Source organism: Pararoseomonas sp. SCSIO 73927, assembly GCF_037040815.1.
GTDB lineage: Bacteria > Pseudomonadota > Alphaproteobacteria > Acetobacterales > Acetobacteraceae > Roseomonas.
This window is the reverse complement of the sequence record NZ_CP146232.1, coordinates 4,457,642-4,481,984: the sequence shown is the minus strand read 5'-3', so window position 1 is coordinate 4,481,984 and position 24,343 is coordinate 4,457,642. Positions and strand designations below refer to the sequence as shown.

Sequence of the window (24,343 nt, the reverse complement as noted above, 5' to 3'; positions counted from 1 at the left end):
GTAAGGGATTCGGTCAATCCGTTGCGGGACGTTTACGGTAAATGAATCGGTGCGCGGCATGATCTAGCGTTCAAATGGGGCGGAGAGGGCTGGCGCGGCAGGGCACGGCCGCGCAACGAAGCGCCTTCACGCCATCGCGGGCAAGGCCTGTCGGCCGGCCAGGCGCAGGATGCGCGTCGGCCGCTCCACCCCGATCAGGCGATGGGTGATGAGGATGGCGCTGCGCCCGCCCAGCGCCGTGTCCAGCGTCTCCAGGAAGGCGCGCTCCGTCGCTGCGTCCAGCCCGGCAGTCGGCTCGTCCAGGATGATGACGGAAGCGGGGGAGAGGAGCGCGCGAGCGAGCGCGATGCGCCGCGCCTGCCCGCCCGAGAAGCGCGCCCCGGCCTCGCCGCAGCGCGTCTCCAGCCCTTCCGGCAGGGCGCGGACGAGCTCGGCGATCCGCGCCTTCTCCAGCGCGTCCCACAGCGCCGCGTCCGGGGCATCGGGCGCGGCGAGCCGGAGGTTGGCGGCGATGCTGTCGTCGAAGAGCGTCGCCTCCTGCGTCAGGCAGGCGATGCGGGCGCGGACGGTGTCGGCGGAGAGGGTGGCGTAGTCGGCGCCGCCAAGGGTGATGCTGCCCTCCTGCGGGGCCGCCAGCTTCAGCAGCAGCGCGGCGAGGGTGGACTTGCCCGAGCCCGAGGGGCCGAGCAGCGCGATGCGCGCCCCTTCCGGCAGGTCGAGCGAGAGGCCCTCGAAGACCGGCGGGCGGTCCGGTGCCCAGGCGAAGCGCAGGTCGCGGATCGTGACGGCGTGGCCGGCAGGGGTGGCGGAGGCGGGCGGGTCCGGCACGGGCACGGGGTGGTCGGCGGCCTCGAAGAGCCGTCGCGCCCCCGCGCCGGCCAGGGCCAGGGCGGCACCGGCGCGCGGCAGGGCGCCGAGCGCGTCCGTCGCGGCGAGAACGAGGAAGAGGGCCACCACCACGGCGCCGGCTGTCGCACCGCCCTCGGCCAGCCCCCAGGCCAGGGCGCCGAGCAGCGCCGCCTGGGTCAGCAGCGCGCCCGCGGCGGCCCCGAGGGAGCCGGCGCGGGCGAGGCGGCGCCGGGCCGCGTCCATCCCAGCCGCGGCGCCCTCCAGACGGGCCAGGGCCCGACCCTCCGCATTGGCGGCCAGGATGTCCTCCATCGCCGTCAGCGGCTCCGCGGCCTCGGCTCGGAGCGCGCCGGTGGAGGCGGCGAGCCCAGCGGCGGCGCGGGCAGCGACGGGGGCGACGAGGAGGGGCAGCAGCAGGGCAAGGGCGAGCGGCAGGGCCACGATCGCAGCCAGCCCCGGCGAGAGGCCCCCGAGAATGACGGCAACCGCCAGGACGACGGAGGCTGCGGCGGCCATGGGAACGAGGGCCCGGAGGTAGAGCCCGTCCAGCGCCTCCACATCCGTGACCAGCCGCCCGAGCAGGTCGCCGGAGCGGGTGAGGCCGGGGCCGGCCGAGAGGCGGGCGGCGAGGCGCCGGAAGAACCAGCCGCGCGTATCGGCCAGGGCGCGGAAGGTGGCCTCATGCGTCGCCATTCGTTCCCCCCAGCGCAGAAGGGGGCGGATGAGGATCAGGGGGCGGAGCAGCAGCAGCGATCCCACCCCAGCGGCCAGCGTGCCCGTCGCCAGCCCGCGCGACACGCCGGCCCCGGCCAGGGCCAGCAGCGCCAGCCCGGCGAGCGCGGAGGCGCAGGCGGCCAGCACCCCGAAGACGAGCCAGCCGGCCCGCGCCCGCCAGAGGCCGAGCACCCGGAGGAGGTCGCGCGCCGCCCTCACGGCGCGGCCGCCCGGCGCGGCGGCACCGCGCGGCCGTCACGCAGCTCCAGCACCTTCGGGAAGCGCGCGCGCAGAGCGGCGGAGTGGCTGGCGATCACCGCGGTGCGGCCGGTGCAGAGGCGGCGCAGGCTCTCCAGCACCTCCGCCTCCGTCGCGGGGTCGAGATGGGCGGTGGGCTCGTCCAGCAGGATCAGCGGGGCGTCCCGCAGGAAGGCGCGGGCGAGCGCGACGCGCAGGCGCTGGCCGCCGGAAAAACCGTGCCCCCCCTCCCCTACGGTCGTGTCCAGCCCTCGCGGCAGGGCCTCCGCGAAGCCCATCACCCGCGCCGCGCGCGCCGCGGCTTCCACCGCCGCGTCGTCCGCCTCGGGCCGGGCGAGGCGGATGTTCTCGCGCAGCGTCGCGCGCAGCAGGACGGGGCGCTGCGGCAAGTAGGCGATGAGGCGCCGCCGCTCCGCCGGGGCGAGCGCCAGGGCGTCGCGCCCGTTCAGCGCGATCCGGCCGGAATCCGGCGCCCCGAACCCCATGAGCAGCTTCAGCACCGTGGACTTCCCCGCCCCGCTGGGACCGGAGAGGACGAGCGCCTCGTTCGGCAGGACGCGGAAGGAGATGTCCTCCAGCGCCATGGGGCGGGACGGGTCGGGCCGGTGGGAGAGGTGGTCCACCACGAGGGTCACGCTCGGCGGCACCTCCTCGAGGCGGAGGCCCGGCCCCTCATCCCCGGCCACCAGCGGCGCCAGGGCCGCGGCCGCGCCCTGGGCGGAGAGACGCTCGTGGTAGGCGACGGAGAAGGCGCGGAATGGCGCGAAGAAGGCGGGCACCAGCAGCAGGCAGAACAGCGCGGCCTGCGGCATGGGATGGCCGGTAGCGGCGAGGTTGCCGTGGCGCCAGGCGAGGCAGCCCAGCACCGCCGCTGCGATCAGCTCCAGCGCGCCGGTGGAGAGGAAGGCGAGGCGCAGCACCTTCATGGTGCGGGACCGCAGCTCCGCCGCCGCCCGGTCCAGGGCGCGCGCCTCCTCCTCCTGCCGGCGGAACAGGACGAGGGTGGGCAGGCCCCGCATCCGGTCCAGGAAGCGGCCCGAGAGCTGCTGCAGCGCGTCAAACTGCCGGCGGCTGGCCACCGCGGCCCCGATGCCGGAGAGCGCCATGCCCAACGGAACCAGCAGCCCGGCCGCCATCAGGATCACGCCGCTCAGCGGATCCGCCAGCGCGGCGGCCAGGGCGACGATGAGCGGGGCGGCGATGGCGAGGGCCGCGGCCGGCATCCACCGGGCGAAGTAGCCGTCCATCGCCTCCACCCTGTCCACGAGCAGGGAGGCGCCCTCCCCGGCCGGGCGGCTTCCCGGCGTCTCGCCGAGCAGGCGGGAGAAGAGGCGGCGGCGGAGGGAGGCACGGGTCGCCTCGCCGGCACGGGCGGCCAGGGTCTCCTGCGCGACGCCGAGGGCGACCTGCAGCATCGCCAGGGCGGCGGCGCCGGCCAGCACCTCCCAGCCCGCCTCGCCGAGGCCGAGCAGCGCGGTGAGGAGCCGCGCGACCAGCCAGGCCTGCGCGATCCCGCATGCGGCGGCCACAAGGCCGAGCAGGATGGGGGGAAGGAGGGCGGCGCGACCCTCCCTCGCCGAGGCGGCGAGGAGGGCGCGGGCGGCCGCCTGCTGAGGGTCTTTGCCGGCGCGTCTGGGCATCGCGCCGCGGTTCTAAGGCAAAGTGTCATGGGGCGGAATGCGGTACCTCCCCCTGCCCTGCCGATTACGGAGCGGGATCGCGGCGGGCGATCGCGGCGGGCGGCATGGCGCCTGCATCCCCGGGCGGCTCCCCTGGCGAGGCCCCGCGATGCTCCCCACCCATGGCCGGCACGGCTACCATCCCTGGCGCGGGCGGCCGCGATGGTCCTGGCCGGGTGAGGCGCGGCTGGCCGTCTATCTCGGCGTGAACCTGGAGCACTTCGCCTTCGGCGAGGGGCTGGGGGCGGAGCTGGCGCCCGGCGCTAACAGCGGCGGAGGGCCGCAGCCGGACGTGCTGAACCATGCCTGGAGGGACTACGGGAACCGCGTGGGCGCCTGGCGGATGATCGAGACGCTGGACGAGCTCGCCCTGCCCTGCACCGTGCTGCTGAACAGCGCGATGTACGACCACGCGCCGGAGCTGGTGGCCGCGCACCGCGCCCGGGGCGACGAGATTGCCGGGCACGGCCGCACCAACTCCGAGCGGCAATCCGTGCTGGCCGAGTCGGAGGAGCGGGCCCTGATAGCGGAGGCCACGGCGGCCATCGCGCGGCACGAGGGCGCGGCGCCGCGCGGCTGGCTCTCCCCCTGGATCGCGGAGAGCCGGGCAACCCCCGACCTGCTGGCCGAGGCGGGCTACCGCTACACGCTGAACTGGTGCAGCGACGACCAGCCGGTCTGGCACGCCACCCGCGCCGGGCGGATTCTCGCCGTGCCCTACCCGCAGGAGGTGAACGACATCCCCTCCATCATCGCCCGCAAGGACGGGGCGGGAGGGTTCGCCGACATGATCGTGGACGACTTCGACGAGCGGCTGCGGCAGGTGCGGGACGGCGTGGCGCAGGTGATGGGGATCGCGCTGCACCCCTACATCGTCGGCCAGCCCTACCGGATGCGGGCGCTGCGCCGGGCCCTGGCCCATGTGGCGGCACACCGGGACACAGTGTGGATCACCACGGCGGGCGGGGTGTACGACCACGCCGCCGCGCTGCCGCCGGGCCATCTCCCGGGTTGATCAGGCGGCGACGGGAACCCAGACCCGGCCGTCGAAGAGGCGCCGCGCCGTGCGGTAGAAGGAACCCGCGCGGGCGTGCGGGGTGCCGTCCGCGTCCCGCCCGACATCGGCGCCGACGGTGAGGATGCCGGAGGGCATGCCCAGCCGGATGGGTCCGCTCCCGGCGCCGGGCGCCAGGTATTCCGCCGCGATCGTGCCGGCGATGCGAGCGGCCACGGCGGTGCAGAGCGAGATCGTCAGCGGCAGGGCGCGGTGCGGCTGGCCGTTGGAGATGATCCGCGCCGCCAGGTCCATGGCTTCCATCGGAACCTCGGCCCCGGTCAGATCCCGGAACGGCGCCGGGGGGCTGACGAAGCCGACGAAGGGGATGGCGGAGATGCGCCGGGCCGCATCCGCATCCGGCGCGATGCCCATGGCGACGGAGGCGGCGACGCGGATCGCCTGCAGGCGGGCCATCACCTCCGCCCGCGCCTCGATCGCCTCCGGCAACTCCGTGCCGTCCAGCCCGATGTCCCGGGCGCGGACGAAGGCGCAGGCATTCGCGGCATCGACGAGGGAAGCCTCGATCCGGGAGCCGTCCTCCAGCGTCAGGACGTCGAGCGGCCGGCCGGTGGGCAGCAGCCGCCCGGTGCTGGCGCCGCCGGGATCCAGGAAGTCCAGCCGCACCGGCGCGCCCGTGCCGGAGACGCCGGGGATCGCGAGCTCGCCCGCGTAGCGCGGCATCCCGCCGGAGACCGCGAAGTGGGCGTGGATGATCTTCGCCGTGTTCGTGTTGTGGATGCGGACCGTGGCGTCCCCGTCCGGCACCCGGACCAGCCCCTCCTCCACCGCGAAAGGGCCGATGGCGGAGGACATGTTGCCGCAGTTCTGCCGCCACTCCACCCGTGCCTCGCGGATCTGCACCTGGGCGAAGGTGTAGTCCAGGTCCGCGTCCCCCCGCGTCGGCGGGCCGATGATGCAGGCCTTGGAGAGGGACGAGACGCCGCCGCCCATGCCGTCCAACTGGCGGCCATAGGGGTCGGGGCTGCCGAGGGCGGCGGTGAGGATCGGCTCCCACGCCTCCCGTTCCGCCGGCAGGTCCCGGGCGTGGAGCATCAGCGCCTTGCTCGTCCCGCCGCGCATGAAGACGGCGGGGATGGGGCGCTGGTCCATGGGGCTAGAAGGTCACGACCGAGCGGATCGACTTGCCCTCGTGCATCAGGTCGAAGGCGTCGTTGATGCGATCCAGCGGCATGGTGTGGGTGATCAGGCTGTCGATGTCGATCTTCCCCTCCATGTACCAGTCCACGATCTTCGGCACGTCGGTCCGCCCGCGCGCGCCGCCGAAGGCCGAGCCCTTCCAGACGCGCCCGGTGACGAGCTGGAAGGGGCGCGTGGAGATCTCCGTGCCGCTGGGCGCCACGCCGATGATGATGCTCTCGCCCCAGCCGCGGTGGCAGCACTCCAGCGCCTGGCGCATGGTGTGGACGTTGCCCACGCACTCGAAGGAGTAGTCGGCGCCGCCATCCGTCAGGTCCTGGATGGCCTGCACCACCTTGTCGCGCCCGACCTCGTCCGGGTTCACGAAATGGGTCATGCCGAACTTGCGGGCCATCTCCGCCTTGGCGGGGTTCAGGTCCACGCCGATGATGCGGTCCGCGCCGACCATGCGCGCGCCCTGGATCACGTTCAGCCCGATGCCGCCGAGGCCGAAGACCACCACGTTGGATCCCGGCCGGACCTTCGCCGTGTAGATCACCGCGCCGAGGCCGGTGGTGACGCCGCAGCCGATGTAGCAGATCTTGTCGAAGGGCGCGTCCTCCCGGACCTTCGCGACGGCGATCTCCGGCAGCACGGTGAGGTTGGAGAAGGTGCTGCAGCCCATGTAGTGCCACATCGGCTTGTTCGGCCCGCGCTCGGCAACGGCTTCGCAGGAGAAGCGGCTCGTACCGTCGGGCATCACGCCCTGGCCCTGCGTGCCGCGAATGGCCGTGCAGAGGTTGCTCCGCTGGGAGAGGCAGGTCTTACAGTTCCGGCATTCCGGCGTGTAGAGCGGGATCACATGGTCGCCCGGCCGCACGCTCGTCACGCCCGCCCCCACCTCGCGTACGATCCCCGCGCCCTCATGCCCGAGTATGCAGGGGAACTTGCCCTCCGAATCCAGGCCGGAGAGCGTGTAGGCATCCGTGTGGCAGACCCCGGTCGCCATGATTTCCAGCAGCACCTCGCCGGGCCTGGGCCCTTCCAGGTCCACGGTCTCGACCGTGAGCGGCTTATTCGCCTCCCAGGCGACGGCGGCACGGGTCTTCACGGCGCGGCGGCTCCCCTTCCGGATCGGAGGATGGTTCTATCCGCCGCGATGCCGGAGCAACAGGGGAACGGGACGTGACGCCGGAGAGGCTGACTGAACGGGTGCGGGACGGGGTGCCCCTGGCCGGCGCGCTGGGCATCGAGGTGGTCCGCGCGGACGCCGTCTCGGCGCTGCTACGGCTTCCGCCCTCCCCTCTCTCGCTCCGCCCGGGCGGCACGGCCTCCGGCCCCGCGCTGATGACGCTGGCGGACGTGGCGATCTGGGTGCCGGAACTCGTGGCCACCGATGGCGGCGATCCCACGCGCACCGCGAACCTGTCCATCGCCTTCCTGCGCCCCGCCGGCGACAGGGGCGTGCTGGCGGAGGTGCGGATCGTCCGCCGCGGCCGCAGCCTTCTCTACGCCGAGGTCTGGATGCGCGCCGAGGGCGAGGAGAGGCCCTGCGCGCACGTCACGAGCACCTGGATGCGCGCCGCGCCCGCTTAGCGCCGGGCGGGCAGGAACACGCCTGCGTGAAGGGGCACCGCGGGCGAGGCGGACGGCAGGAGCCCGGCGATATCCCGCCAAGGGCTTGCCGCACAAGGATGAAGCGATCCGTGAGCGACTCGGGCGACGAATCTGCAACCCCGGCGCGCGCCGGGCGCATCGCGGGCGGCGGCGCGGCGTTCCCGCCATCGACGGGTGCCTGTGGGCGCCCGGCCCAGCAACGAACTAGGTACGGAGCGAACAATGGCCGGCGTCAAAAGCCTCGACGACCTTTTCCTGACCACGCTGAAGGACGTTTATTACGCGGAACGCCAGGCGGTGAAGGCGCTGCCGAAGATGGCGAAGGCCGCCCACACCCCGGAGCTGCGCGACGCCTTCATGCTGCACCGGGAGCAGACCAATGGGCAGGTCGAGCGCCTGAAGCAGGTGTTCCAGGCCATCGGCAAGCGCCCGCAGGGCGTGACCTGCGAGGCGATGAACGGGCTGAACGCCGAGTTCGAGGAATTGCTCGAGGAGGCGAAGGAGCCGAGCGCCGTGCGCGACGCCGGGATCATCGCCTGCGCCCAGGCTATCGAGCACTACGAGATCGCCCGCTACGGCGCGATGCTCGCCTGGGCCAAGGCCACCGGCAAGACCGAGGTGGTGGAGCTGCTGAAGGCGACGCTGGAGGAGGAGAAGGGGACCGACGCGCTGCTCAACAAGCTGGCGAATGGGCAGGTCAACAAGGCCGCGGCGAAGGAAGCGGCCTGATCCGGAAGCCCTGGTGGCGCACCCTGAGGAAGCGTTCTTTCTCTCCAATATCAACGCCCTCAAGCGTCAAACCGGCGGTTTTTCGGAATAGCTGATCAATGACTTACGGGCCGTTTGGCAAACCTTCCGGGGAGTGCTTTCGGCCCCCTTTTTTGTGCGGCCGCTCAGAGCACCGTGGCTCCCATGATGTCCTCGATCCGCGTGGTGTAGCGGGGGCTTCGGCGCGCCGCGCGCGTGCTCCAGGCCCTCGTCATCCCCGTCGCCGCAGGCCGGAGCGTGCCGGCCCCGTGCACTAGGTTCACGGCGTCCAGCACCGCCATTACCTTTCGGGAGGCCTCAGGGCTCCGGGTGGCGAAGAGCCGGGCCTGCACCTCCGGCGCCGAGAGGTCGTTCAGCATCACCCCGGCCTTGAAGTATCGGCACCCGTCCCGCCACAGCGGCTCCAACAGCCGCACCGCCTCCCGGATCAGGTCCCGGGTGTCCGCTGTCGCCTCGATGCGCGCCCCGCGCTGCCCGCTGTGCCAGGGCTCGTCCGGCCGGTGCGGGTTGGTGTGCAGGAAGACGGTCAGGTGCCCTGCCTGCAGGCCCTCCGCCCGCAGCTTCTCCGCCGCCCGGGCGGCGTAGGCGGCGACCGCCTCCCGCATCTCCGGCCACGTCGTCACCGGCCGGCCGAAGCTCCGGGTGACGGCGATGCCCTTCCGGGTGGGCGCCATCTGAGCCAGCTGCAGGCAGCTCACCCCGCGCAGCTCTGCCTGCACCCGCGCCCCCACCACGGTCAGCATGTCGCGCACCAGCTCCGGGCCGAGGGCGACGAACTGGGCGATGGTGGCTACCCCCATGGAGACCAGCTTCTTCGTTGTCTGCCCGCCGATCCCCCAGACCTCCCCCACCTCCAGCTCCTCGTAGAGGCGGGCCCGGGCGGCGGGATCGCGCAGGTCGCAGAGGCCCTGCAGCTTCGGCCGGTCCTTCGCCACGCCGTTGGCCAGCTTGGCGATCGTCTTCGTCGGCCCCCAGCCGATGCAGGTCGGGATCTTCGTGATCCGGAGCACGTCCTCCCGCAGGCGCCAGCAGCGCAGGGCCAGGTCGCCGGGCATGTCGAGGTCGAGGAAGAACTCGTCGATCGAGTAGGGCTCCACCCGCGGCACGCGCTCGGCCAGCACCTGGTACACCCGCCGGCTCATGTCCCCGTAGAGGGCGTAGTTGGAGGAGAACCACTCCACTTGGTCCATGCCCTGGCGGTCCCGGATGAGGTGCCAGGCGTCCCCCATGCGGATGCCGAGGGCCTTGGCCTCGGCCGTGCGGGCGATCGCGCAGCCGTCGTTGTTGGAGAGGACGATCACGGGGCGGCCGCGCAGCGCGGGGGCGAAGGCCCGCTCGGCCGAGCAGTAGAAGCTGTTGCCGTCGATCAGGCCGTAGACGGCCGGCACTACACCTGGAACCGCACCAGGGAGCGGACGATGCCCCAGACCTCCGTGCCGGCGTCCTCGTCCACCAGCACCGGCGCGCCGCCCTCGCGCTTGGGGAGGAGGAACCACTGGCCGCGCCGCTCGCGCAGGGTGGCCAGGACGATATCCCCCAGAATCAGCGCCACGCACACGCGGCCGTTCCGCGGCGCCGCCGCGGCGTCCACCACCAGCACGTCGCCGGCGAAGATGCCGCGCTCCGGCCAGCTCTCCCCCAGCACGCGCACCGGGTAGCGGTGCGGCCGGCGGAGATCGAGGACCTCGGACAGGTCGATCGGGCCCTCGATGCTGTCCTGCGCGGGCGAGACGAAGCCGGTGGTGTTGCCCCCGTCGTAGGGGCGGTCGGGATCCTGCAGGGCGGCCTCCTCCGAGCTGGGGCGATTCGGAAGAGGTGAACGTAAAGAGAACATGGTGGGCGGGGGAAGAGGGTTCTTCCAGGCGCAAGGGGTGGGGGTCCGGGCAGCCACGGCGCCCAAGACCTGCGATGCTTCCGCAGCCGCAGCGATCCGAATCGGGCGCTGCCCGCAGCTCAGCGGTTCACCCCTTGAGAGTGGCGGCCCGACGATAGAATGGGTCCTTACGGCCTGGGCGGCGGCACTGCCGCCCGCTATTTCCCAACCATGTCCGACCCCGTCTACCAGCCGCCCTACAAGCCCGTCACCGCCACGCCCCTCGACCGGCCGGATCCCGCGCGGGTGGGGGTCACCCGCATGACGCCGTGCTTTGAGCATTTCTGCGCGGTGTGCGGGCGCGACGGGGGCTTTGGGTTTGGCTGCGACTTCATGCGAGTGGAGCCGGGATTGTGGGCCTGTTCCGAGCACCGGGACGAGGTCGAGGGGCGCTGGAAGCAGGGCGAGGTGGGGAAGCCTTCGCTGCCCGCTCAGGGCAGCCCGCCCTTCCGGGCCGGCTAGGCACCATACGCGCGTGTTAACGTTCCAGAGTGCCCGCCTGATCCTGTTGATCGGGCGCCGAGTGCAGCTAGGGGACTTCCTCCGAGCCGCCATCTCGTCTCGAATGAACTGAGGAAATCGGAGTCCGGAACCCAATCTCACGATGTGGCAGCGGGGCCGCTTCCTACAAAGCAGGACAGGGATAAGGCTTCATGAGCGGCTTGGCGGAGCCCGCAGCGACCACGAAATGTGAGGCCTGCGGCGGCATAGTTTCTACTGCGGCTAAGGCGTGCCCTCATTGCGGACACCCACGATCTGATAGTTTTGCAAATGCTAAGTCGGCTGGCATTGGCTTGTTTTGGAAGTTTGCTCTTCCAGCGGCTGTATTCGGAGGACTGGCTTATGCAGCCGTCGCCATCAACGGCGCCCCTCTATTCAGTTGCACATCTCGCGATGGACAGGCCGAGGTAGAGCGGACGCTAGCAAATGCGCCGTTCGGCAAAGTTATGGGGCTGAGCATAATCGAGTGGAGAGACGCGCAGGTCGTATCGGCGGAAAAGGATCTAAATCGCTGCCGTGCCACGGTCCGTCTTTCTAATACCGTGACATCGCCCATCACCTACAGCTTCAGCCGAAGAGATAAGCAAATCTGGGTAGAGGCTCAGGTTGAACGAGTTCTCTGACTTTGAAACAGCCCTGGCCAGAAATGCGAAAAGCCGCCCCGGAGGGCTCTCCCCCGGGGCGGCTTCATGGTGACGATGATGATCAGGCGGCCGGGCCGCTGATGAGGACCTCGCGCGCCGGCGGACGTCGGGCGGCGTGCTGGCCGACGCTGTAGGTCACGTCCACCTCCTCGATCGAGAAGCGCCCGAAGACCTCGCGCACGCCGGGCGTGTCGTTGAGGGAGAGCAGGAAGCGCCCCTTCAGGCCCGCCAGGGCATCGGCGAGCAGCTCGAAGTCGCCGCGGGCGAAGACGCCCTCACCGTAATCCGTCTCGCAGTCCCAGTATGGCGGATCGCAGTAGAAGAGCGTGCCCGGCCGGTCGTACCGGCGCAGCAGCTCGGCGTAGGGTAGGCGCTCAATGACGACGCCGGAGAGCCGCTCGTGCACCTCCTCGAGCGTGCTGGCCAGCTTCGCAACGTCGAAGCGGGCCGGGACTCCCGGGGTCACACCGAAGGTCCGCCCGCTCACCTTCCCGCCGAAGCACAGGCGCTGCAGGTAGAGGAAGCGCGCGGCGCGCTCGAGGTCGGTCAGGGTGTCCGGATTCGCGGCGTTCAGGCGCTGCCACTCCGACCGGCTGGTGAGCTGCCAGCGGAGCATGTCCATCAGCGGCACGTAGTGGCGCTGCAGGATCCGGAAGAGGTTCGCGACGTCCGTGCTGATGTCGTTGATCACCTCCGCCTTCGCCCGGAAGGGGCGCCGGAGGAAGATCCCGCCCATGCCGATAAATGGCTCGACGTAGGTGGTGTGCGGGATGGCGCCCAGGCGGGCGATGACACGGCGCGCCAAGTTGCGCTTGCCGCCCAGGTAAGGGGCGGGCGTTGCCGCCGGCGAAGCCGGCAGGAGGCTGGACTCCATGTTCTCTCGACGTTCTACTAGCCCCCTCCCCGGCCGGGGGAAGCGGGGCGGATTCTTCCGTGCATGGCCACCAACCATGCGGCTCGGGCGGTTGCAGCCGCCTGGGCCCCCGCGCCGGTGCCGGCGCGGCGGACGTCGCCGAGAGCCCCGATTTTGACCGGGGATCTCGGAGATTTCTAGTCAGCGATGCGCGGCATGCTGGGGCACTGCCCGGCTCGCGCGCGTAGACCGCCAAATCTGACGAAATAGCACACCCAATACACATCGACCCTTGCGGTTGGCTGGCATAGTGTGTATATAGTGTGCATGAGAACGAAAGACGTGATCCGGATGGTTGAGGCGGATGGGTGGGTCTGGGTGGCCTCGAAGGGCTCCCATCGCCAGTACCGGCACCCCTCCAAGCCCGGGCGCGTCACGATCTCCTTCCACGGTGGGAATGAAGAGGTCCACCCCAAGACCCTCGCCTCGATCGGCCAGCAGAGCGGCCTCAACCTGAAAGGGAAATGACCATGCCCCTGATCTTCTACCCCGCCATCATCGAGCCGAACCCCTCGGGAGAGGGCTTCGGCATCGTGTTCCCTGATCTGCCCGGCTGTGCCTCCGCCGGCGACACCGTGCAGCACGCGGCCGCGCAGGCGGCCGAGGCTCTCGCACTGCATCTGCAGGGCATGGGCGAGGACGGCGAGCCGATCCCCGAGCCTTCGGCCGTCAACGCCCCGCTGCCGGACTGGCTTGGCGAGCTTGAGCCCGGTGCCATCCGGGTGCTCGTGCCCGTCGAGCGCGAGAGCAAGACGGAGCGGCTGAACATCACGCTGGACTCGGCGCTGGTCCGCCTGATCGACAACGCGGCGGGCGGCAACCGTTCGGGTTGGCTGGCCGAGGCGGCGCGCTACCGGCTCGCCCCGAACGGTCCCTACCGGGTCCAGTACCTGGAACTGCACGGCAAGCGGATGCTGCGGGCACCGGGCAGACGGGGTGGCGGTGCCGCCACGGTCCGGGCCGACCGCTTCGACGACATCCACGAGGCGATCGAGCGGCTCGGGGAGCTGCACTGGCAGGAGCAGGCCACGATCAGCGGCCTGCGCCTGGTCCTGCCGAACGGCGACACGATCAACGCGGCGGATCTCTTCGCCTCGCGCCCTGGCGGACCGAACAGGGACCCGAGCAGTCCGCAGCGTGGCGCTGCCGACGGCGGCTAGAGGCCGAGGGCCCGGGCCGTAATCGGGCCCACCACCCCGTCCGCCTGCAGGCCGCGCGCGGCCTGGAGCTGCTGGACGGCCACCTCGGTTACGCGGCCGAAGACGCCGTCCACCAGGATGGCCGGGCGGTTCGTGGCCCTGTTCAGCGCCGCCTGCAGGCGCCGCACCGCGTCGCCCTCCATGCCGATCCGGAGCATGCCCACGATGGGCAGCGCCGGCGGTGCCGCGCCGGCCAGGTCGGCATAGACCGCGGCGAGCTTCTGGTCGTAGGCGTTCTGAGCGTAACTCGGCCCGTTGTACCGCCGCGCGAAGGCCGCCCAGGCTCGGGCGCGGAGAAGGGGCGCCAGCCCTCCGTGGATGAGGAAGGCGACGAAGGCGTCCAGCTGCCGCCCCTCGCTCTCCGACATGGCCGCCACGAAGGCCTCCACGTCCTCGAAGCCGCAGCCAGCGTGGTTGGAGCCGAGGATCTGCGGCAGGCCCCAGGAGGCGCTGGAGAGGGCCGCAGCGCGGTCCAGGGCGGCCGCCTCCTCCAGCCGGCCCCACTCCCCGGCCCCGCCCACGTAGAGCTTGCGGTTCCAGGGCTGCTGGGAGACCCGCGGGTGGGTCGCGTCCCAGCGCCGGCCGGTCGCCCGACTGAAGAGGTGCGCCTCGAACAGGATGCGCGGGCGCCCGTCGGCCAGGAAGCCGCCGGCGGTGCCGGTCTCCACCGTCAGTACCGTCTGCACGGTGGCCACGTCCACGCCCAGCGCCATGGCGGCGCGGGCGCGGTCTCCGGGGGTCAGCCCCTTCCCGTGCTCGGCCATCAGCCGGCGAGCCCGCGCAGGCGGTTCAGCGCGCCCGAGAGCGCGCCGGTGACGGCCGCCGCATCCTGCCCGCCGGCGATCGCCGCCCGCGCGCGCTCCTCGAGCACCTGGTGGGCGCTGCCGAGGATGAGGTTGCGCAGCTCGGCCGGGTCGGCGCTCTGCAGGACCTGCAGCGCGTGGGTGCCGGCGGCGGCCAGGTCGGCGGTGAGCCGCGCCTCGGCCTCGGAGATCTTCGCCGCCGCCTCCGGGTCCTCCTGGATGATCGTGACCAGGGTCAGCCCCGCGCGCCAGGCCATGGCGGAGAGGCGGTTGAGGGCGGAGCTCTTCTCGCGCTCGCGCGCCTCGGCCGCGTCGGCCTCGGCCTTCAGGGTGGCCACCTTGGCCAGGGCCGCGCGCTTCGCGGCGCGCCAGATGGCGCCGGCGCCAGCGGCGAGCAGCCCGAGCGCGATCTCGACGGCGTAGGCCTTCACCTGCACCAGCAGCATGGTCAGCATGGGGATCTCCAGGCCGCAGACGCGCGGCGCCGCCGCCGGCGGCTGCCGGCGGGTGGGTGGGCTCGGATTGGCGGAGGGGTGCTAGGGCGCGGTGGACAGCTGGACGGGCACCAGCAGCGCCTCCAGCGGCGGCGCCGTGTCTCCGGCCGGCTGGCGGCGCGTGGAGGGCATGCGCAGCACCAGGTCGCGCAGCGCCTCCAGACGGCGGTTCTGCAGGTCCTCGGCGGCCTCCTGCGCCCGCTCATGGGCATCCAGGCGCGTGCGCTGGGTCACCACCTCCCGATCAAGGCTGCGGACCTCGCCGAGGATCTTGTCGGCGTCGGTCCGGGCCTCGGCGCGGGCCACCAGCAGGGCCTGGGTGGCCCCGGACTGCCCCGCTTCCAGCTTCGTCATGCGCTCGGAGAGGGAGGTGTTCATCCGCTCCGTGGCGGTCGCCTGGTTGTCCATCTGCACCGCCAGCTTGGCGCGCCAGCCCCCCTCGGTGGCCAGCCAGGCGCCAAGGCCGACGAGGAGGGTCAGGATGGTCAGCCCGGGCGAAAGCCATGGCGACGGGCCGCGTGGGGCCGTGGGAGGAGCGGGCATCAGGCGGTTCCGTCGATCGAGGCGGGCCGGATGAGGCCCTGCTGCACGTGGTAGTCGTAGGCGTCCCGGCAGTGCCCGGGGCGCAGGCCGAAGCCGTCCACCGCCCGCACGCGGAGCGCCGCGCCGCGCTTGCCGCGCAGCCGGAGCTCCCACGACCAGGCGGAGAAGGTGGCGCGCCGCGGCCCGCCGGTCAGCGCGTTCAGGAGGCAGGACGCGCAGCTGCCGGTCTCGTCGGCGTAGGTGCTGCGGTTGGCAGCCAGGATGAAGGGGAGAGCGACGGCGCCGGCCACCAGGCCGGCCGCTAGGCCCATGCCCTCCACGAAGCGGCTGAGCGCGCCCACTACAGGGCGCCCCAGCGCATGAAGGCCTGATCCATGTCGGCCTCCGTCATGCCCCGCCCCGCCCCCAGCAGCGTCAGCAGCGGGTTGTCCCGGTCCACCTCGATCATCGCCCGCCAGGTGAGCTCGGCCGGGAAGGAGGCGCCGGCCGGCAGGGCGGAGAAGACCTCCTGCACGAAGCCGGGCACCGCGCCCGTCGAGGCCGCTGCCAGCGCTTCGGCCTCGGTGATGATGCCGTCGGCGGCCATGCCGAGGAGGAACTGACGGATGGTGAGCGTGCGCGGGATGTCCGCGAACACGCCGGTCACAGCCTCGCTCACCGAGCCCGGTTCCAGGAAGATCCCGGCCGGGGCCGGCAACTCCGTGCCCTCCGCGACGCGGATCAGCGCGAAGGAGAGGGCGCGGCCGGCGACCTTGCGGGTCTCGACGGGGCCGAAGGCGGCAACGCGGGGGTCATGCGGCGCGCCCTCGTCGGCGTACTCGGGGTGCCCCAGCGCGGCGAGCGCGGCGGCCATGGCGGCCACGGAGCCGGTCCAGCGGAGGTCGGCGTAGAGCGTGGACATGGTTTCTCCTATGCGGCCCTGAGGGCCTGGAGCTGCTCGTCGGGAAGAAGCACCCCGGGGTAGAGATCGTGGATGCCGAACTCTGCGGAGGCCGGGCTATTGAGCCCCGGATGGCCGTTCCCGATCAGGAAGCGGTTTGCCAGCGTCGTGCCGGTGAAGCCCTGGACGGGGCTGCCAGCGATGCTGGCCCGCACGGCGCCGGTCACGACGTCCCAGCCGATCGCGTAAGGGAAAGGCACGCCGGGCTGGATGGTCGCCATGTTGAACTGGCCGCCGCCGGTTCCGGCGCGGCCGAAGACGATGGTGTTCCCGCCGACCTCCTTGGCGATGTAGCTGCGGTTGGTGTTGCCGCCGCTGTCGAGGCAGAACAGCCCGAGATATGCGGATGCGGGGGTGTCAGCCGGGAACATGGCCGTGCCGACCACGGTGCCACGCTGCTGGGCTGAGGGAATGGCAAAGTTCAGCACGTCCATCGCGCGAGTGGCGGCGTCGGCCCCGGTCGGGATGTAGCTGGACGCCGAGGCGCCCTGTTCCAGCTGCATCCCCCAGAACTCCACCTGCCGCGCTCCTCCGCCGCCGGCGTTGGCCACGCCCGCGTTGCTCGCGCCGAAATTGCTCGTGAAGGTGAAGAAGTACCGCTGCCACTCCGGCGTGACCCGGATGCCCGTGCTGTAGACGTCGCTGCTGGCGTTGTAGATCTTAAACCGGAAGGTCTGCTCAACCGGCGCCCGCGCCCAAGCCGAGATCGTCCAGGTGCCATTGGCGGGCGTGCCGATGGCCTGGACCATCTGAGAGTTGCCGGCGCCGCCGAACTGCAGGGCCAGGGCACTGGCCGTGCCGTCCGGCGCAAGGCCATTGGTGGCGCTCTTGGCCGGGCCGTTCTGCAGGATCCACGCGGACTGCGCGAAGTCCTGCGAATAGCGGAAGATGCTCTGCCGCGGCGGCTCCATCAGGAGCCGTCGCGGTGCCCCCTGGAACCGAGGCACGTTCTCCGTCGCGTAGAGGACGGTGGCCTCATCAGGCGCGACGTACGAGCCGACCGATGCCCGGATGGCGGCCCCTGGGAGCGCGCCGGGGCCAAGGGAGCCTCGGCTGATGAGGCGAAGCGGGGCACGGCGCCGCCGCCGCATCAGCAAGATGAGGTCGCTCATCCCCCGATGTACCAGCCACCCCACGTCAGGGACCGCGCCCCGGAGAGCGCGGAGGCGACCCTGAAGCGAAGGAACCGCAGGCCCATCACGAGCCCCGGATCGACGGAGATAATTTGCCCCGGGGCTCCGCTCAGGGTGATGGCAGCGCCCGTGCGATCCACGACGTCGCGCCACTCGGCACTACCAGCCACCGGCATATCGTCGGTCACCGCCGCCTGGATCATCAGCGGCGTGCCCGCGGGCCAGTCGGTCGGGAGCTGCACCCAGGAGAGCGGACGCTGCTGCAGGTCGAAGCCGGTGCTCAGGGTCGCGGCGTTGGCAATGGCCACCGGCGATCCGGACAGGATGATGTTCTGCGGCATGCTGCCTCCAGAGGACGAGAGTGTCGGAAGTCTTAGTCCCCGCGCGCGCAGCTCGTAGCGGGCGGCGCAAGGCGTCTCGATCGAGGCGGCGTCACGCCCGATCTGGCCGAGCGTGGCGGGTGGGGCGCGTCACATCGCTTCCCCTCACGACATGACGAACCCAACCCGCCGAGCCGCCCAGCGCATGGCGTTGTGCACAGGCCCGTTCGGGGCCACGCTCACAGATCCCGACACCACCATGGCGCCCAGGTAGCCAAGGCTGGCGCCGGTTGGCACGCCCGACACGATGGTGCCCGCCACCATGAACTCCGCAGGCGAGAAGGCCCCGGAGGTGGTGGTGATCGGCGCGTCGATGATCGGCTTGTCGATGCCGTCCTGCAGGACCAGCGCTCGGCCGGGGGTGAGGACGATGGCCCAGGTGTGGGCCAGCCCATCCGGCGCGTTGGAGCTCTGGAGGGTCTGCACCGCACCCACCGGCCCGCGCAGCAGCAGCTGCCAGCCGCGCCGGAACTGGATGCGCGTCGTGGAGGACCCGCCCGTGCCCGCGCCCCACCAGCCGATGCTGGCCGACGAAGCGGACAGCGCGCCGGAGAAAACCAGGGCGACGCCCAGGGATTCGATGTTCCCCGTGGCGGCCGCGAGGATGGGAGACCCCGCCGGGGCGCGCAGCATGGGCAGGCCGGGGAAGCCCAGCGCCCGCTTGTCGGCTGTGTAGCCCTGGCCGGCGAGGATGGTCGGACGGTCGACGGCGGCGACCGCCACCAGCTTCCGGGCCGGGTCGTAGAGGTGGCGCAGCTCGGCCGCCACGCCGCCGCCGGCGTCGGGCGAACCCGCGGGGTCAGTGGCGTCGGCCGCGAAGATCAGGCCCGCGCCCAGGTCGGACGGCACCCACGAGAAGGGCGCGGCCGCGCTGACCGCGAAGGGCGCGGAGGTGGCAGCCAGGGCGGGGCTGCCCGGCGCCTCGGCGCGGAGCGTGTAGCCCGCGGCCACGGCCGGGGCCGGCAGGCTGTAGGCGGCGGCCCCGTTCGCCACGGTGGCGAAGACCTCCGTGCCCGGCACCTCGGCCCCCGCCAGCAGCAGCACGAAACGCACCTTCGCCACGTTGGTCACGCTGGCGACGGCCTGGACCAGCCCGCCGGTCTGGAGGTCGCCCGGCTGCGCTGCGAAGGTGATGGCCTGCACCGGGGCGCGGGTCAGCAGGTACTGCCAGGCCGTGCCGGTGCTGATGATCGTCTCGTCCGTCTTGCCGTCCGAACCCAGCTTGAGCACGGCGACATGGCCCGGGACGCGCGGCGGCGGCGGGAGCTGCGCGTGGGTGAGATAGACCCCCTTCTTCACCGTCGTGCCCTGGCCGTAATCCTCCAGGGCCGCCGGGGTCTCGTTCGGCAGCAGGCCCTCCGGAGCCAGGATGGTGACGTTCCGGCTGGTCGAGCCGATGTAGTAGGCTTTCACCGCGGCGGGGTTGTTACGGGTGATGTTCAGGCGCTCGATGCGCGTGCCGATCCCGCCCACGTCCATGACGGCGTAGTGGTCGCCCTCGAGCCCCTTATCCACCAGCTCCACGTCCTTCATGCCGCAGTTCGTGGAGCCGTCGCCGAAGCGCGCGAAGGGGTTGTTGAGCGCGGCGGTGCTGGTGCGGGTGATGCTGCCGCCCAGCATCACGCAGCGGTCGCTCTGCTTATAGGTGTTGAAGCCGGTCCACATGTTGTAACCGGGCCGGCCGACGATCTGGGCGTAAGCCGACATGTTCGACTGGAAGGCGCAATTCAGGCCCACGCCTGCACCGTTCGGCGCCGCCACGAACTTCTGCTCGGCGACGCTCCACACCAGCCCAGGCGCCATGTCGTGCGCGGTGAGGAAGATGTGGGCGTTCTCTCCGTAGGAGATATGGAGCCCCGTCTCCTGCGTGTGGGTGTAAAGGTGCGCCTCGATGTTACGCGTGCCGCGGAGCTTGTAGGAATCGCTGAACGGGCTGTTTCTCGTCCGCATGTGCACCACGCCGCGCTCCGTGAGGCGCATTGTCGGCGTGTCGTCCACCTCCTCGTCTGGGAACTCCGCGAGCGCGCCGGGATTGGTGTTGTACCAGGCGTGCGGCGGGCGGACGGCGCCGGTGGCCTTGTTCACATCCGTGCAGGTCACCGTGTCGAAGGCCATCTCCACATAGAAATCGGCAATGGAGGTGGTCAGGAATCCGAAGTCGCTGTTCCGCACGAACACGTCGCGGAGGTCGAGGCCCAGCAGCTGGTCCGTCGCCATGTTCACGGGCCGGGCGCGGATCGACACGGGGAAGTTGGTGAACCCCAGGTCGCGGCCACGGAAGCGGTTGCCGGTGATGTGCAGGGCCGCGATTTGGCCCATTGCATCGTTCAGCCCCTCGGTCGGGGCGCCGTAGGGCCAGTAGCCGCCGGGCTTCGCGGGGCTGGTCGGCTTCACCATGGGAAGCGGGTTCACGAAGCGCAGGCCGGAGAGATAGCAGTCCTCATCCATCACCCGCACGACGCGCATGCAGTAGTTCATCTGGATGATGGGCGAGAGCTTGCCGTTGCCCTCCAGCCGGCAGGGGCCATTGGTCTTCGCCTCGTCGTAGGTGACGAGAGGGCGGTACTCGGGGGGGAAGAGCACGCGGCTCCCCGAACGCACTGCATCCACCAGGGGCGCCGTGTCATCCGAGGCCCCGTCCATTTTGGCCTTGAAATCGAACTCGATGTCGAGGAACTGCCGGACCTTCCGCAGCATCGGCGTCGTGAGGGTTGGGATAAATTCGGAGGAGTACTCGGTCACGGCAGTCGCGACGTCGGCCGCTGCTCCCAGAACCTTCGCCCCCGTCAGCGCCAGAGACGAGCCATCGGCGCGGGACACCGCCACCTTGTCGGTCGGGAGCAGCTCGTCCGCCGGCTCCATGGCCTGCACGCGCTGGGCGCTGAGGACGCCGCCGCCGTAGGTCAGGACCGGTCCGTCGTTGCCCGCCAGCCACATCGGGCTGTCGGGCTGGACCCCGCCGTAGCCGGGCTGGACGTCGAACCGGCGCCACGCGATCTGGCGGGAGGGATTGCCGCACATCAGGCGCACGGCCCACGGCCCGGGCATGGTGACTTCGAAGGAGCCGCGCCAGGCGCCCGGTACCGCGGTGTCGGGAACGCCGACGACCTGGAGCTCGACGCCGTCCGGCCGCACCCACAGGAAGGTGACGTCGGTCGCGGCACTCGGGGCGCGCCGGGCATCGAAGAGGCGACCCTGGGCGTGCACGGTATCGCCGAGCCAGAGGCGCGGGCGCACGACGTCCGTATCGGGCAGAAGCCCGAGCTCGGCCGTGACTGCGGTCATGAAGGGGGCCTCGCAAGCGGCATCACCGCGCAGCCCAGAGGGCGCGCGGGGGTGCAGGCTCAGGAACTAAAGGGGGGAGTTAGGCCGCTAGGATGGCGTCGGCGCGCGCTCGGGTGAGCAGCCCTGCCGCCACCACGGCGTCCATGCCCGCGAGCAGGGTGGGGTGGTTGAGCTCCACCATCTGCGAGGCCGAGAGGTCGTCCAGGAACACCTGCAGCGTGGCATCGCCCGCTTCCAGCGCCTTCGAGGCGGCCAGGGTCACGGCCTTGCGCTCGTCCATCGTCCAGCGCTCGCGGAACTCGCGGGGCGAGCAGGTGCGCGGGGCGGAGAGCGGATCCGGGGCGGGAGGTGCAGAGAACGCCGCGCCGTCCCACAGCCAGCCATCCGTAACGCTCTGCGAGCCCGGCCCGGACAGCTCCACGAATCCGGGGAGCAGGTCCGGGTGGTATCGTTCCTCCAGCGGAGGGCTCTTCGCCGGGATCTTCACGATCTCGGCCACGACGCCGTCCCGCACATGGGCGAAAGTCTGCATCAGGCGTACTCCCAAACACGGACGAGGCCGGCGGCACCTGGCCCGCCGCTGGGTGCTGATGCCGAACCGAGCGACAAGACACCGCCCGATCCGCCAGTGCCCGGCGTCACGGCGCCGAAGCCGGAGGAGGACCCGCTCTGGAACGCGGCGCCGCCCCCGAAGAAGCTGGCGCCACCCTCTCCGGAAGTGGGGCTCACCCCGTAGAAGGCGGGCTTTCCGGTTCCGCCGGCGGCATTCGTGCCGCCATTGCCGGCAGTGCCCCCGGTCCCGGTTCCGCCGGACGCCTGGCCGACATAGGCCACCGTCGAGTTGCTGAGCGCGGCGCCAGTCACGCCCGCGCTGCCGCCGGTGGCCGACAGGAGCGCGCCGAACGAGCTGGTGCCGCCCGCCGCAGCCGGGCCGCCGCCTGCGCCGTTCGTGACGACCGCGCCCGAGAAGCCCGAGGTGAACCAGCCGCAGGCATAGCCGCCCGCCCCGCCCCCGGAGCCGGCCGAGACCTGGTTCGCGCCAGTCGGAGACGCGTTGCCGCCGCCGCCGCCACCACCGACGACCTCCGCGAAGACCTTTTTCGTGCCCTGGGTCGGGACGTAGGCGCCGGCGGGAAGGACACGCACGGCGAGCAGGCGCCCGACCAGTGCGTCCTTCAGCGTCTTCGTGCCGTCGATGGCTAGGCCGACGTCCAGGAGGAGCCCCACGAGCTCCTCCTGGATCATGTTCAGCCACCAGGCGCGGACACGGGTGGCCAGGGTGCCGGTCGCGGGATTGCCGCCGCGGAAGAACCCGACGGTGCCCGTCAGGGCTGGCATCGCCGGCTGCGAGGCGTCGGCGTAATCGTCCTGGATGCGGCGCATCTCAGCTCCCGTCGTAGGCGAAGATGAGGGTGGTGTGGCCGGGGCGGATGCCCTGCAGCCGGCATTCGAGGGGGGTGTTCCCCCAGGCGGAGAGCGGCTCGTCGGCCGCCGATTGCTCGGCGACGAAGTCCGTCGGGCTGGAGCTCGGCGCATGCACCCGCCACGCGTGCGCCCAGACGGGATCGTTGACCGCCTCGTCGGCTTCGAGCTCGTCGGCGCGAGCGACGCGGAACTCCTCGATCCTGACCGAGAAGCCCAGCTGCGCGGCCTGGCCGATGAAGTACCGGCGGGACTGCCCGCCCTGCGCGGCGAGGCGCGTGGTAACCTGCAGGCGCCGCTGCTGGAGGGTGTCCGGCATGCCCGTGCAGGCGTCCGGCAGGCGGAGCGCGGCCTCCCACTCGGGGAGCATCTGCAGGGCCGTCGCCGGGAATGCACCGGTGACCAGGGCGCGGGCCCGGGCGCAGAGGCGGGTAATGGAGGGGACGAGGCCGCGGGCGACCGTCTCCTGCCCCGTTCCGATGGCACGAGGCCAGATCGGGCCCCTGGGCATGAGGGCCTGCAGCGCGACCAGGTGGTCCGCCTCGGTCCGCTCGACATCGGCCACGGGTCAGCTCCAGGAGATATCGTCGGCGGTGACCGTCAGCAGGGCGCCCGGGTCGGCGGTGACCGACCCGGCCGGTGTGACGAGGGAGTAGGCCACCCCGCCCGCGCCGGCGGTGATCGCGCCCGTCCAGTCGGACTGGTGGACCGTGCCACCCGGCCGGGCCTTGCGGCGGAGCATCGCCTGCAGCGCCGTCAGCACGGCGGCCTGGTCGATGCTGGCCGAAGGGAGGATCCGCAGGGGGACGGCCTGAAAGACCGGCGAGACCACGTGCACCAGGGCCGTGGCGGGCCGGTCCGCTGAGATGGCGTCGGCCACCACCAGCTGGTCGCCCGTCGCGGCCGTGCCCCGGGGCTCGTCTGAGGCGACGCCGTCGCTGCCCTGGGGAAAGCCTCCGAAGGCCGCCCGGGCGTCGTCCAGCATGATGTGGACGACGACGTTGCCGTCCCCGAGGGAGGACGCCCAGGCGCGCGTGACGCCGGCGACGTCGCGGGCCCATCGGACGTAGTCCGAGAGGGAGCCGCCCTGGGGCGGGGTCGCGTAGCGCTCGAGCACCCGCGCCCGGAAGTCCTCCTCGAGTTCGGCATCCGCGCCGCCGGCGGGGGCGGTCGAGAGGGTGCCCGTGGAGGTCACGCCGGACAGGGCGCCGACAAGGGCGACCTCGGCGCCGAGCAGGGCATTGCCCGCCGCGCCGGCTTCCTCGGCCTCGATGGGCACGGTGGCCGTGCCGCCGGCGCCGATCGTCGCGAGCGCCGTGGTGACGTAGGCGACCCCGTCCGCGGTGCGCGCCAGGCGGATGCCGGCGGGGATGGGGCTGCCCGGGGTGCCGGCGAAGGTGGCGCCGCCGGCGGCGACGGAGGCCGCTTTCTGCAGGATCCCCACCAGGGCGCCCCAGGCCACCAGGAAGGCGCCCGTCGCGGTGAAGGGGTTGGTCTGCAGCGCCAGCCAGGCGAGGTAGCCGTAGACGCCGTCCACGAGCCCGGCGAGGACCTTGGCCATGATGGCCAGCGGCGAGGTGCGCAGAAGCACGCCGCCCACGGCGGCGGCCATGTCCGCCCGCGCCTGTCGCGCGAGCGCGGTCAGGGTGGGCCGCTCGTTGGGCATGCTCTCAGATCCCCTGCCAGGCCCATTCGGCCCTCAGGGCAGCCTCGCGGCCCTCGCCCTGGTGGATGGTGATGGAGGCGGCCATGCGGGTGGCGCCTACCCACCTGGTCTCGACCTCGATGCGGGCGGCGAGCTCGTCCTCCACCAGCCAGGCCAGGGCCTCGCGGATGTACCGCTCGGCCCGCCGGAGGGTGTCCGGCAGGTGCGCCGCGCGCCGCAGCAGCCAGAGCTTCGAGCCGATGGGCTCGCCGAGGGCGTTGCCCCACCAGCCGCGAGGATCCGTGGTTCCTGCCGGGAGAGCATCGTTCTCGTCAGCCCGGGTGTCGGTGAAGAGGGAGACCAGGACCGCCGTCTCCAGCTGGGGCGCGGTCAGCAGCTCGCCGTTGCCGGTCAGCTGCCAGTCCCCCTGGGTGCGCTCCTCGTCCCAGACGATCGCGACGTCGCCGTCCATGAGGGCTCCTGCGGGCG

At 72.0% G+C, this 24,343-nt stretch carries 26 protein-coding genes; 6 read left to right on the top strand and 20 right to left on the bottom strand.

The window, feature by feature from the left end; all coding sequences use genetic code 11:
- Window positions 1-126: 126 nt before the first annotated feature.
- Entirely contained in the window at window positions 127-1,782 is a 1,656-nt protein-coding gene (gene cydC, locus VQH23_RS21230) for a thiol reductant ABC exporter subunit CydC (protein WP_338662661.1), read from the bottom strand.
- Window positions 1,779-3,461: a thiol reductant ABC exporter subunit CydD gene (gene cydD / locus VQH23_RS21225; protein WP_338662660.1), complete on the bottom strand. Its 1,683-nt coding sequence runs from the start codon at window positions 3,459-3,461 to the stop codon at window positions 1,779-1,781. Before cydD ends, cydC begins: the two co-directional genes overlap by 4 nt.
- Window positions 3,462-3,609: 148 nt before the next feature.
- Between cydD and VQH23_RS21220 the strand changes: the two genes are divergently transcribed.
- Complete coding sequence (locus tag VQH23_RS21220; protein WP_338662659.1) at window positions 3,610-4,515, top strand: polysaccharide deacetylase family protein; 906 nt, start codon at window positions 3,610-3,612, stop codon at window positions 4,513-4,515.
- On the opposite strand, the gene VQH23_RS21215 is transcribed toward VQH23_RS21220, so the two are convergent.
- Together VQH23_RS21215 and VQH23_RS21210 are read right to left on the bottom strand one after the other, a co-directional pair.
- On the bottom strand, window positions 4,516-5,667 hold the full coding sequence (locus tag VQH23_RS21215; RefSeq protein WP_338662658.1) for a PrpF domain-containing protein: 1,152 nt from the start codon (window positions 5,665-5,667) through the stop codon (window positions 4,516-4,518).
- 4 nt (window positions 5,668-5,671) lie between these two features.
- Window positions 5,672-6,805 carry an S-(hydroxymethyl)glutathione dehydrogenase/class III alcohol dehydrogenase gene (locus VQH23_RS21210; protein ID WP_338662657.1) on the bottom strand — a complete coding sequence of 378 codons (1,134 nt, stop codon included), beginning with the start codon at window positions 6,803-6,805 and terminating at the stop codon, window positions 5,672-5,674.
- A 74-nt stretch (window positions 6,806-6,879) separates the two neighbouring features.
- Between VQH23_RS21210 and VQH23_RS21205 the strand changes: the two genes are divergently transcribed.
- Together VQH23_RS21205 and VQH23_RS21200 are read left to right on the top strand one after the other, a co-directional pair.
- Window positions 6,880-7,290, top strand: a complete 411-nt coding sequence (locus VQH23_RS21205) for a PaaI family thioesterase (RefSeq protein ID WP_338662656.1) — start codon at window positions 6,880-6,882, stop codon at window positions 7,288-7,290.
- 243 nt (window positions 7,291-7,533) lie between these two features.
- Window positions 7,534-8,040, top strand: a complete 507-nt coding sequence (locus VQH23_RS21200; protein WP_338662655.1) for a ferritin-like domain-containing protein — start codon at window positions 7,534-7,536, stop codon at window positions 8,038-8,040.
- Between the two features lie 164 nt (window positions 8,041-8,204).
- Here the strand turns inward: VQH23_RS21200 and VQH23_RS21195 are convergent, their stop codons facing one another.
- On the bottom strand, window positions 8,205-9,467 hold the full coding sequence (locus VQH23_RS21195) for a Y-family DNA polymerase (protein WP_338662654.1): 1,263 nt from the start codon (window positions 9,465-9,467) through the stop codon (window positions 8,205-8,207).
- A complete protein-coding gene (locus tag VQH23_RS21190; protein ID WP_338662653.1) occupies window positions 9,467-9,913 on the bottom strand; it encodes a S24 family peptidase in 447 nt (148 codons plus the stop codon). The genes VQH23_RS21195 and VQH23_RS21190 overlap by 1 nt, the downstream gene beginning before the upstream one ends.
- Before the next feature lie 210 nt (window positions 9,914-10,123).
- Between VQH23_RS21190 and VQH23_RS21185 the strand changes: the two genes are divergently transcribed.
- Window positions 10,124-10,414, top strand: coding sequence for a hypothetical protein (locus VQH23_RS21185; protein ID WP_338662652.1), 291 nt, complete (start codon window positions 10,124-10,126; stop codon window positions 10,412-10,414).
- Between the two features lie 744 nt (window positions 10,415-11,158).
- Here VQH23_RS21185 and VQH23_RS21180 read toward each other — a convergent pair.
- Entirely contained in the window at window positions 11,159-11,971 is an 813-nt protein-coding gene (locus VQH23_RS21180) for a DNA adenine methylase (protein WP_338662651.1), read from the bottom strand.
- A 306-nt stretch (window positions 11,972-12,277) separates the two neighbouring features.
- Between VQH23_RS21180 and VQH23_RS21175 the strand changes: the two genes are divergently transcribed.
- Together VQH23_RS21175 and VQH23_RS21170 are read left to right on the top strand one after the other, a co-directional pair.
- Complete coding sequence (locus VQH23_RS21175) at window positions 12,278-12,478, top strand: type II toxin-antitoxin system HicA family toxin (protein ID WP_338662650.1); 201 nt, start codon at window positions 12,278-12,280, stop codon at window positions 12,476-12,478.
- A gap of 2 nt (window positions 12,479-12,480) precedes the next feature.
- Window positions 12,481-13,170, top strand: coding sequence for a type II toxin-antitoxin system HicB family antitoxin (locus tag VQH23_RS21170; protein ID WP_338662649.1), 690 nt, complete (start codon window positions 12,481-12,483; stop codon window positions 13,168-13,170).
- On the opposite strand, the gene VQH23_RS21165 is transcribed toward VQH23_RS21170, so the two are convergent.
- The 13 genes from VQH23_RS21165 to VQH23_RS21105 form a co-directional block, all read right to left on the bottom strand.
- Complete coding sequence (locus tag VQH23_RS21165) at window positions 13,167-13,973, bottom strand: N-acetylmuramidase domain-containing protein (protein ID WP_338662648.1); 807 nt, start codon at window positions 13,971-13,973, stop codon at window positions 13,167-13,169. The genes VQH23_RS21170 and VQH23_RS21165 overlap by 4 nt on opposite strands.
- Window positions 13,973-14,467, bottom strand: coding sequence for a hypothetical protein (locus VQH23_RS21160; RefSeq protein WP_338662647.1), 495 nt, complete (start codon window positions 14,465-14,467; stop codon window positions 13,973-13,975). Before VQH23_RS21160 ends, VQH23_RS21165 begins: the two co-directional genes overlap by 1 nt.
- A gap of 81 nt (window positions 14,468-14,548) precedes the next feature.
- Window positions 14,549-15,049: a hypothetical protein gene (locus VQH23_RS21155; protein WP_338662646.1), complete on the bottom strand. Its 501-nt coding sequence runs from the start codon at window positions 15,047-15,049 to the stop codon at window positions 14,549-14,551.
- Window positions 15,049-15,390 (bottom strand): hypothetical protein, encoded by a 342-nt coding sequence (locus tag VQH23_RS21150; protein ID WP_338662645.1) that lies wholly within the window; start codon window positions 15,388-15,390, stop codon window positions 15,049-15,051. The genes VQH23_RS21155 and VQH23_RS21150 overlap by 1 nt, the downstream gene beginning before the upstream one ends.
- Window positions 15,390-15,950, bottom strand: coding sequence for a hypothetical protein (locus VQH23_RS21145; protein ID WP_338662644.1), 561 nt, complete (start codon window positions 15,948-15,950; stop codon window positions 15,390-15,392). The genes VQH23_RS21150 and VQH23_RS21145 overlap by 1 nt, the downstream gene beginning before the upstream one ends.
- Before the next feature lie 8 nt (window positions 15,951-15,958).
- Window positions 15,959-17,101, bottom strand: coding sequence for a carbohydrate binding domain-containing protein (locus VQH23_RS21140; RefSeq protein ID WP_338662643.1), 1,143 nt, complete (start codon window positions 17,099-17,101; stop codon window positions 15,959-15,961).
- Complete coding sequence (locus VQH23_RS21135) at window positions 17,098-17,463, bottom strand: hypothetical protein (RefSeq protein ID WP_338662642.1); 366 nt, start codon at window positions 17,461-17,463, stop codon at window positions 17,098-17,100. The genes VQH23_RS21140 and VQH23_RS21135 overlap by 4 nt, the downstream gene beginning before the upstream one ends.
- A 144-nt stretch (window positions 17,464-17,607) precedes the next feature.
- Window positions 17,608-20,787 (bottom strand): hypothetical protein, encoded by a 3,180-nt coding sequence (locus tag VQH23_RS21130; RefSeq protein ID WP_338662641.1) that lies wholly within the window; start codon window positions 20,785-20,787, stop codon window positions 17,608-17,610.
- A 79-nt stretch (window positions 20,788-20,866) separates the two neighbouring features.
- The gene (locus VQH23_RS21125) at window positions 20,867-21,319 is read right to left on the bottom strand and encodes a hypothetical protein (RefSeq protein WP_338662640.1); all 453 of its coding nucleotides are present in this window, start codon (window positions 21,317-21,319) and stop codon (window positions 20,867-20,869) included.
- On the bottom strand, window positions 21,319-22,170 hold the full coding sequence (locus VQH23_RS21120) for a hypothetical protein (protein ID WP_338662639.1): 852 nt from the start codon (window positions 22,168-22,170) through the stop codon (window positions 21,319-21,321). Before VQH23_RS21120 ends, VQH23_RS21125 begins: the two co-directional genes overlap by 1 nt.
- Window position 22,171: 1 nt before the next feature.
- The gene (locus VQH23_RS21115) at window positions 22,172-22,774 is read right to left on the bottom strand and encodes a putative phage tail protein (protein WP_338662638.1); all 603 of its coding nucleotides are present in this window, start codon (window positions 22,772-22,774) and stop codon (window positions 22,172-22,174) included.
- 3 nt (window positions 22,775-22,777) lie between these two features.
- On the bottom strand, window positions 22,778-23,875 hold the full coding sequence (locus VQH23_RS21110; protein WP_338662637.1) for a baseplate J/gp47 family protein: 1,098 nt from the start codon (window positions 23,873-23,875) through the stop codon (window positions 22,778-22,780).
- 4 nt (window positions 23,876-23,879) lie between these two features.
- Window positions 23,880-24,326, bottom strand: a complete 447-nt coding sequence (locus VQH23_RS21105) for a phage GP46 family protein (protein WP_338662636.1) — start codon at window positions 24,324-24,326, stop codon at window positions 23,880-23,882.
- Between the last annotated feature and the right edge of the window lie 17 nt (window positions 24,327-24,343).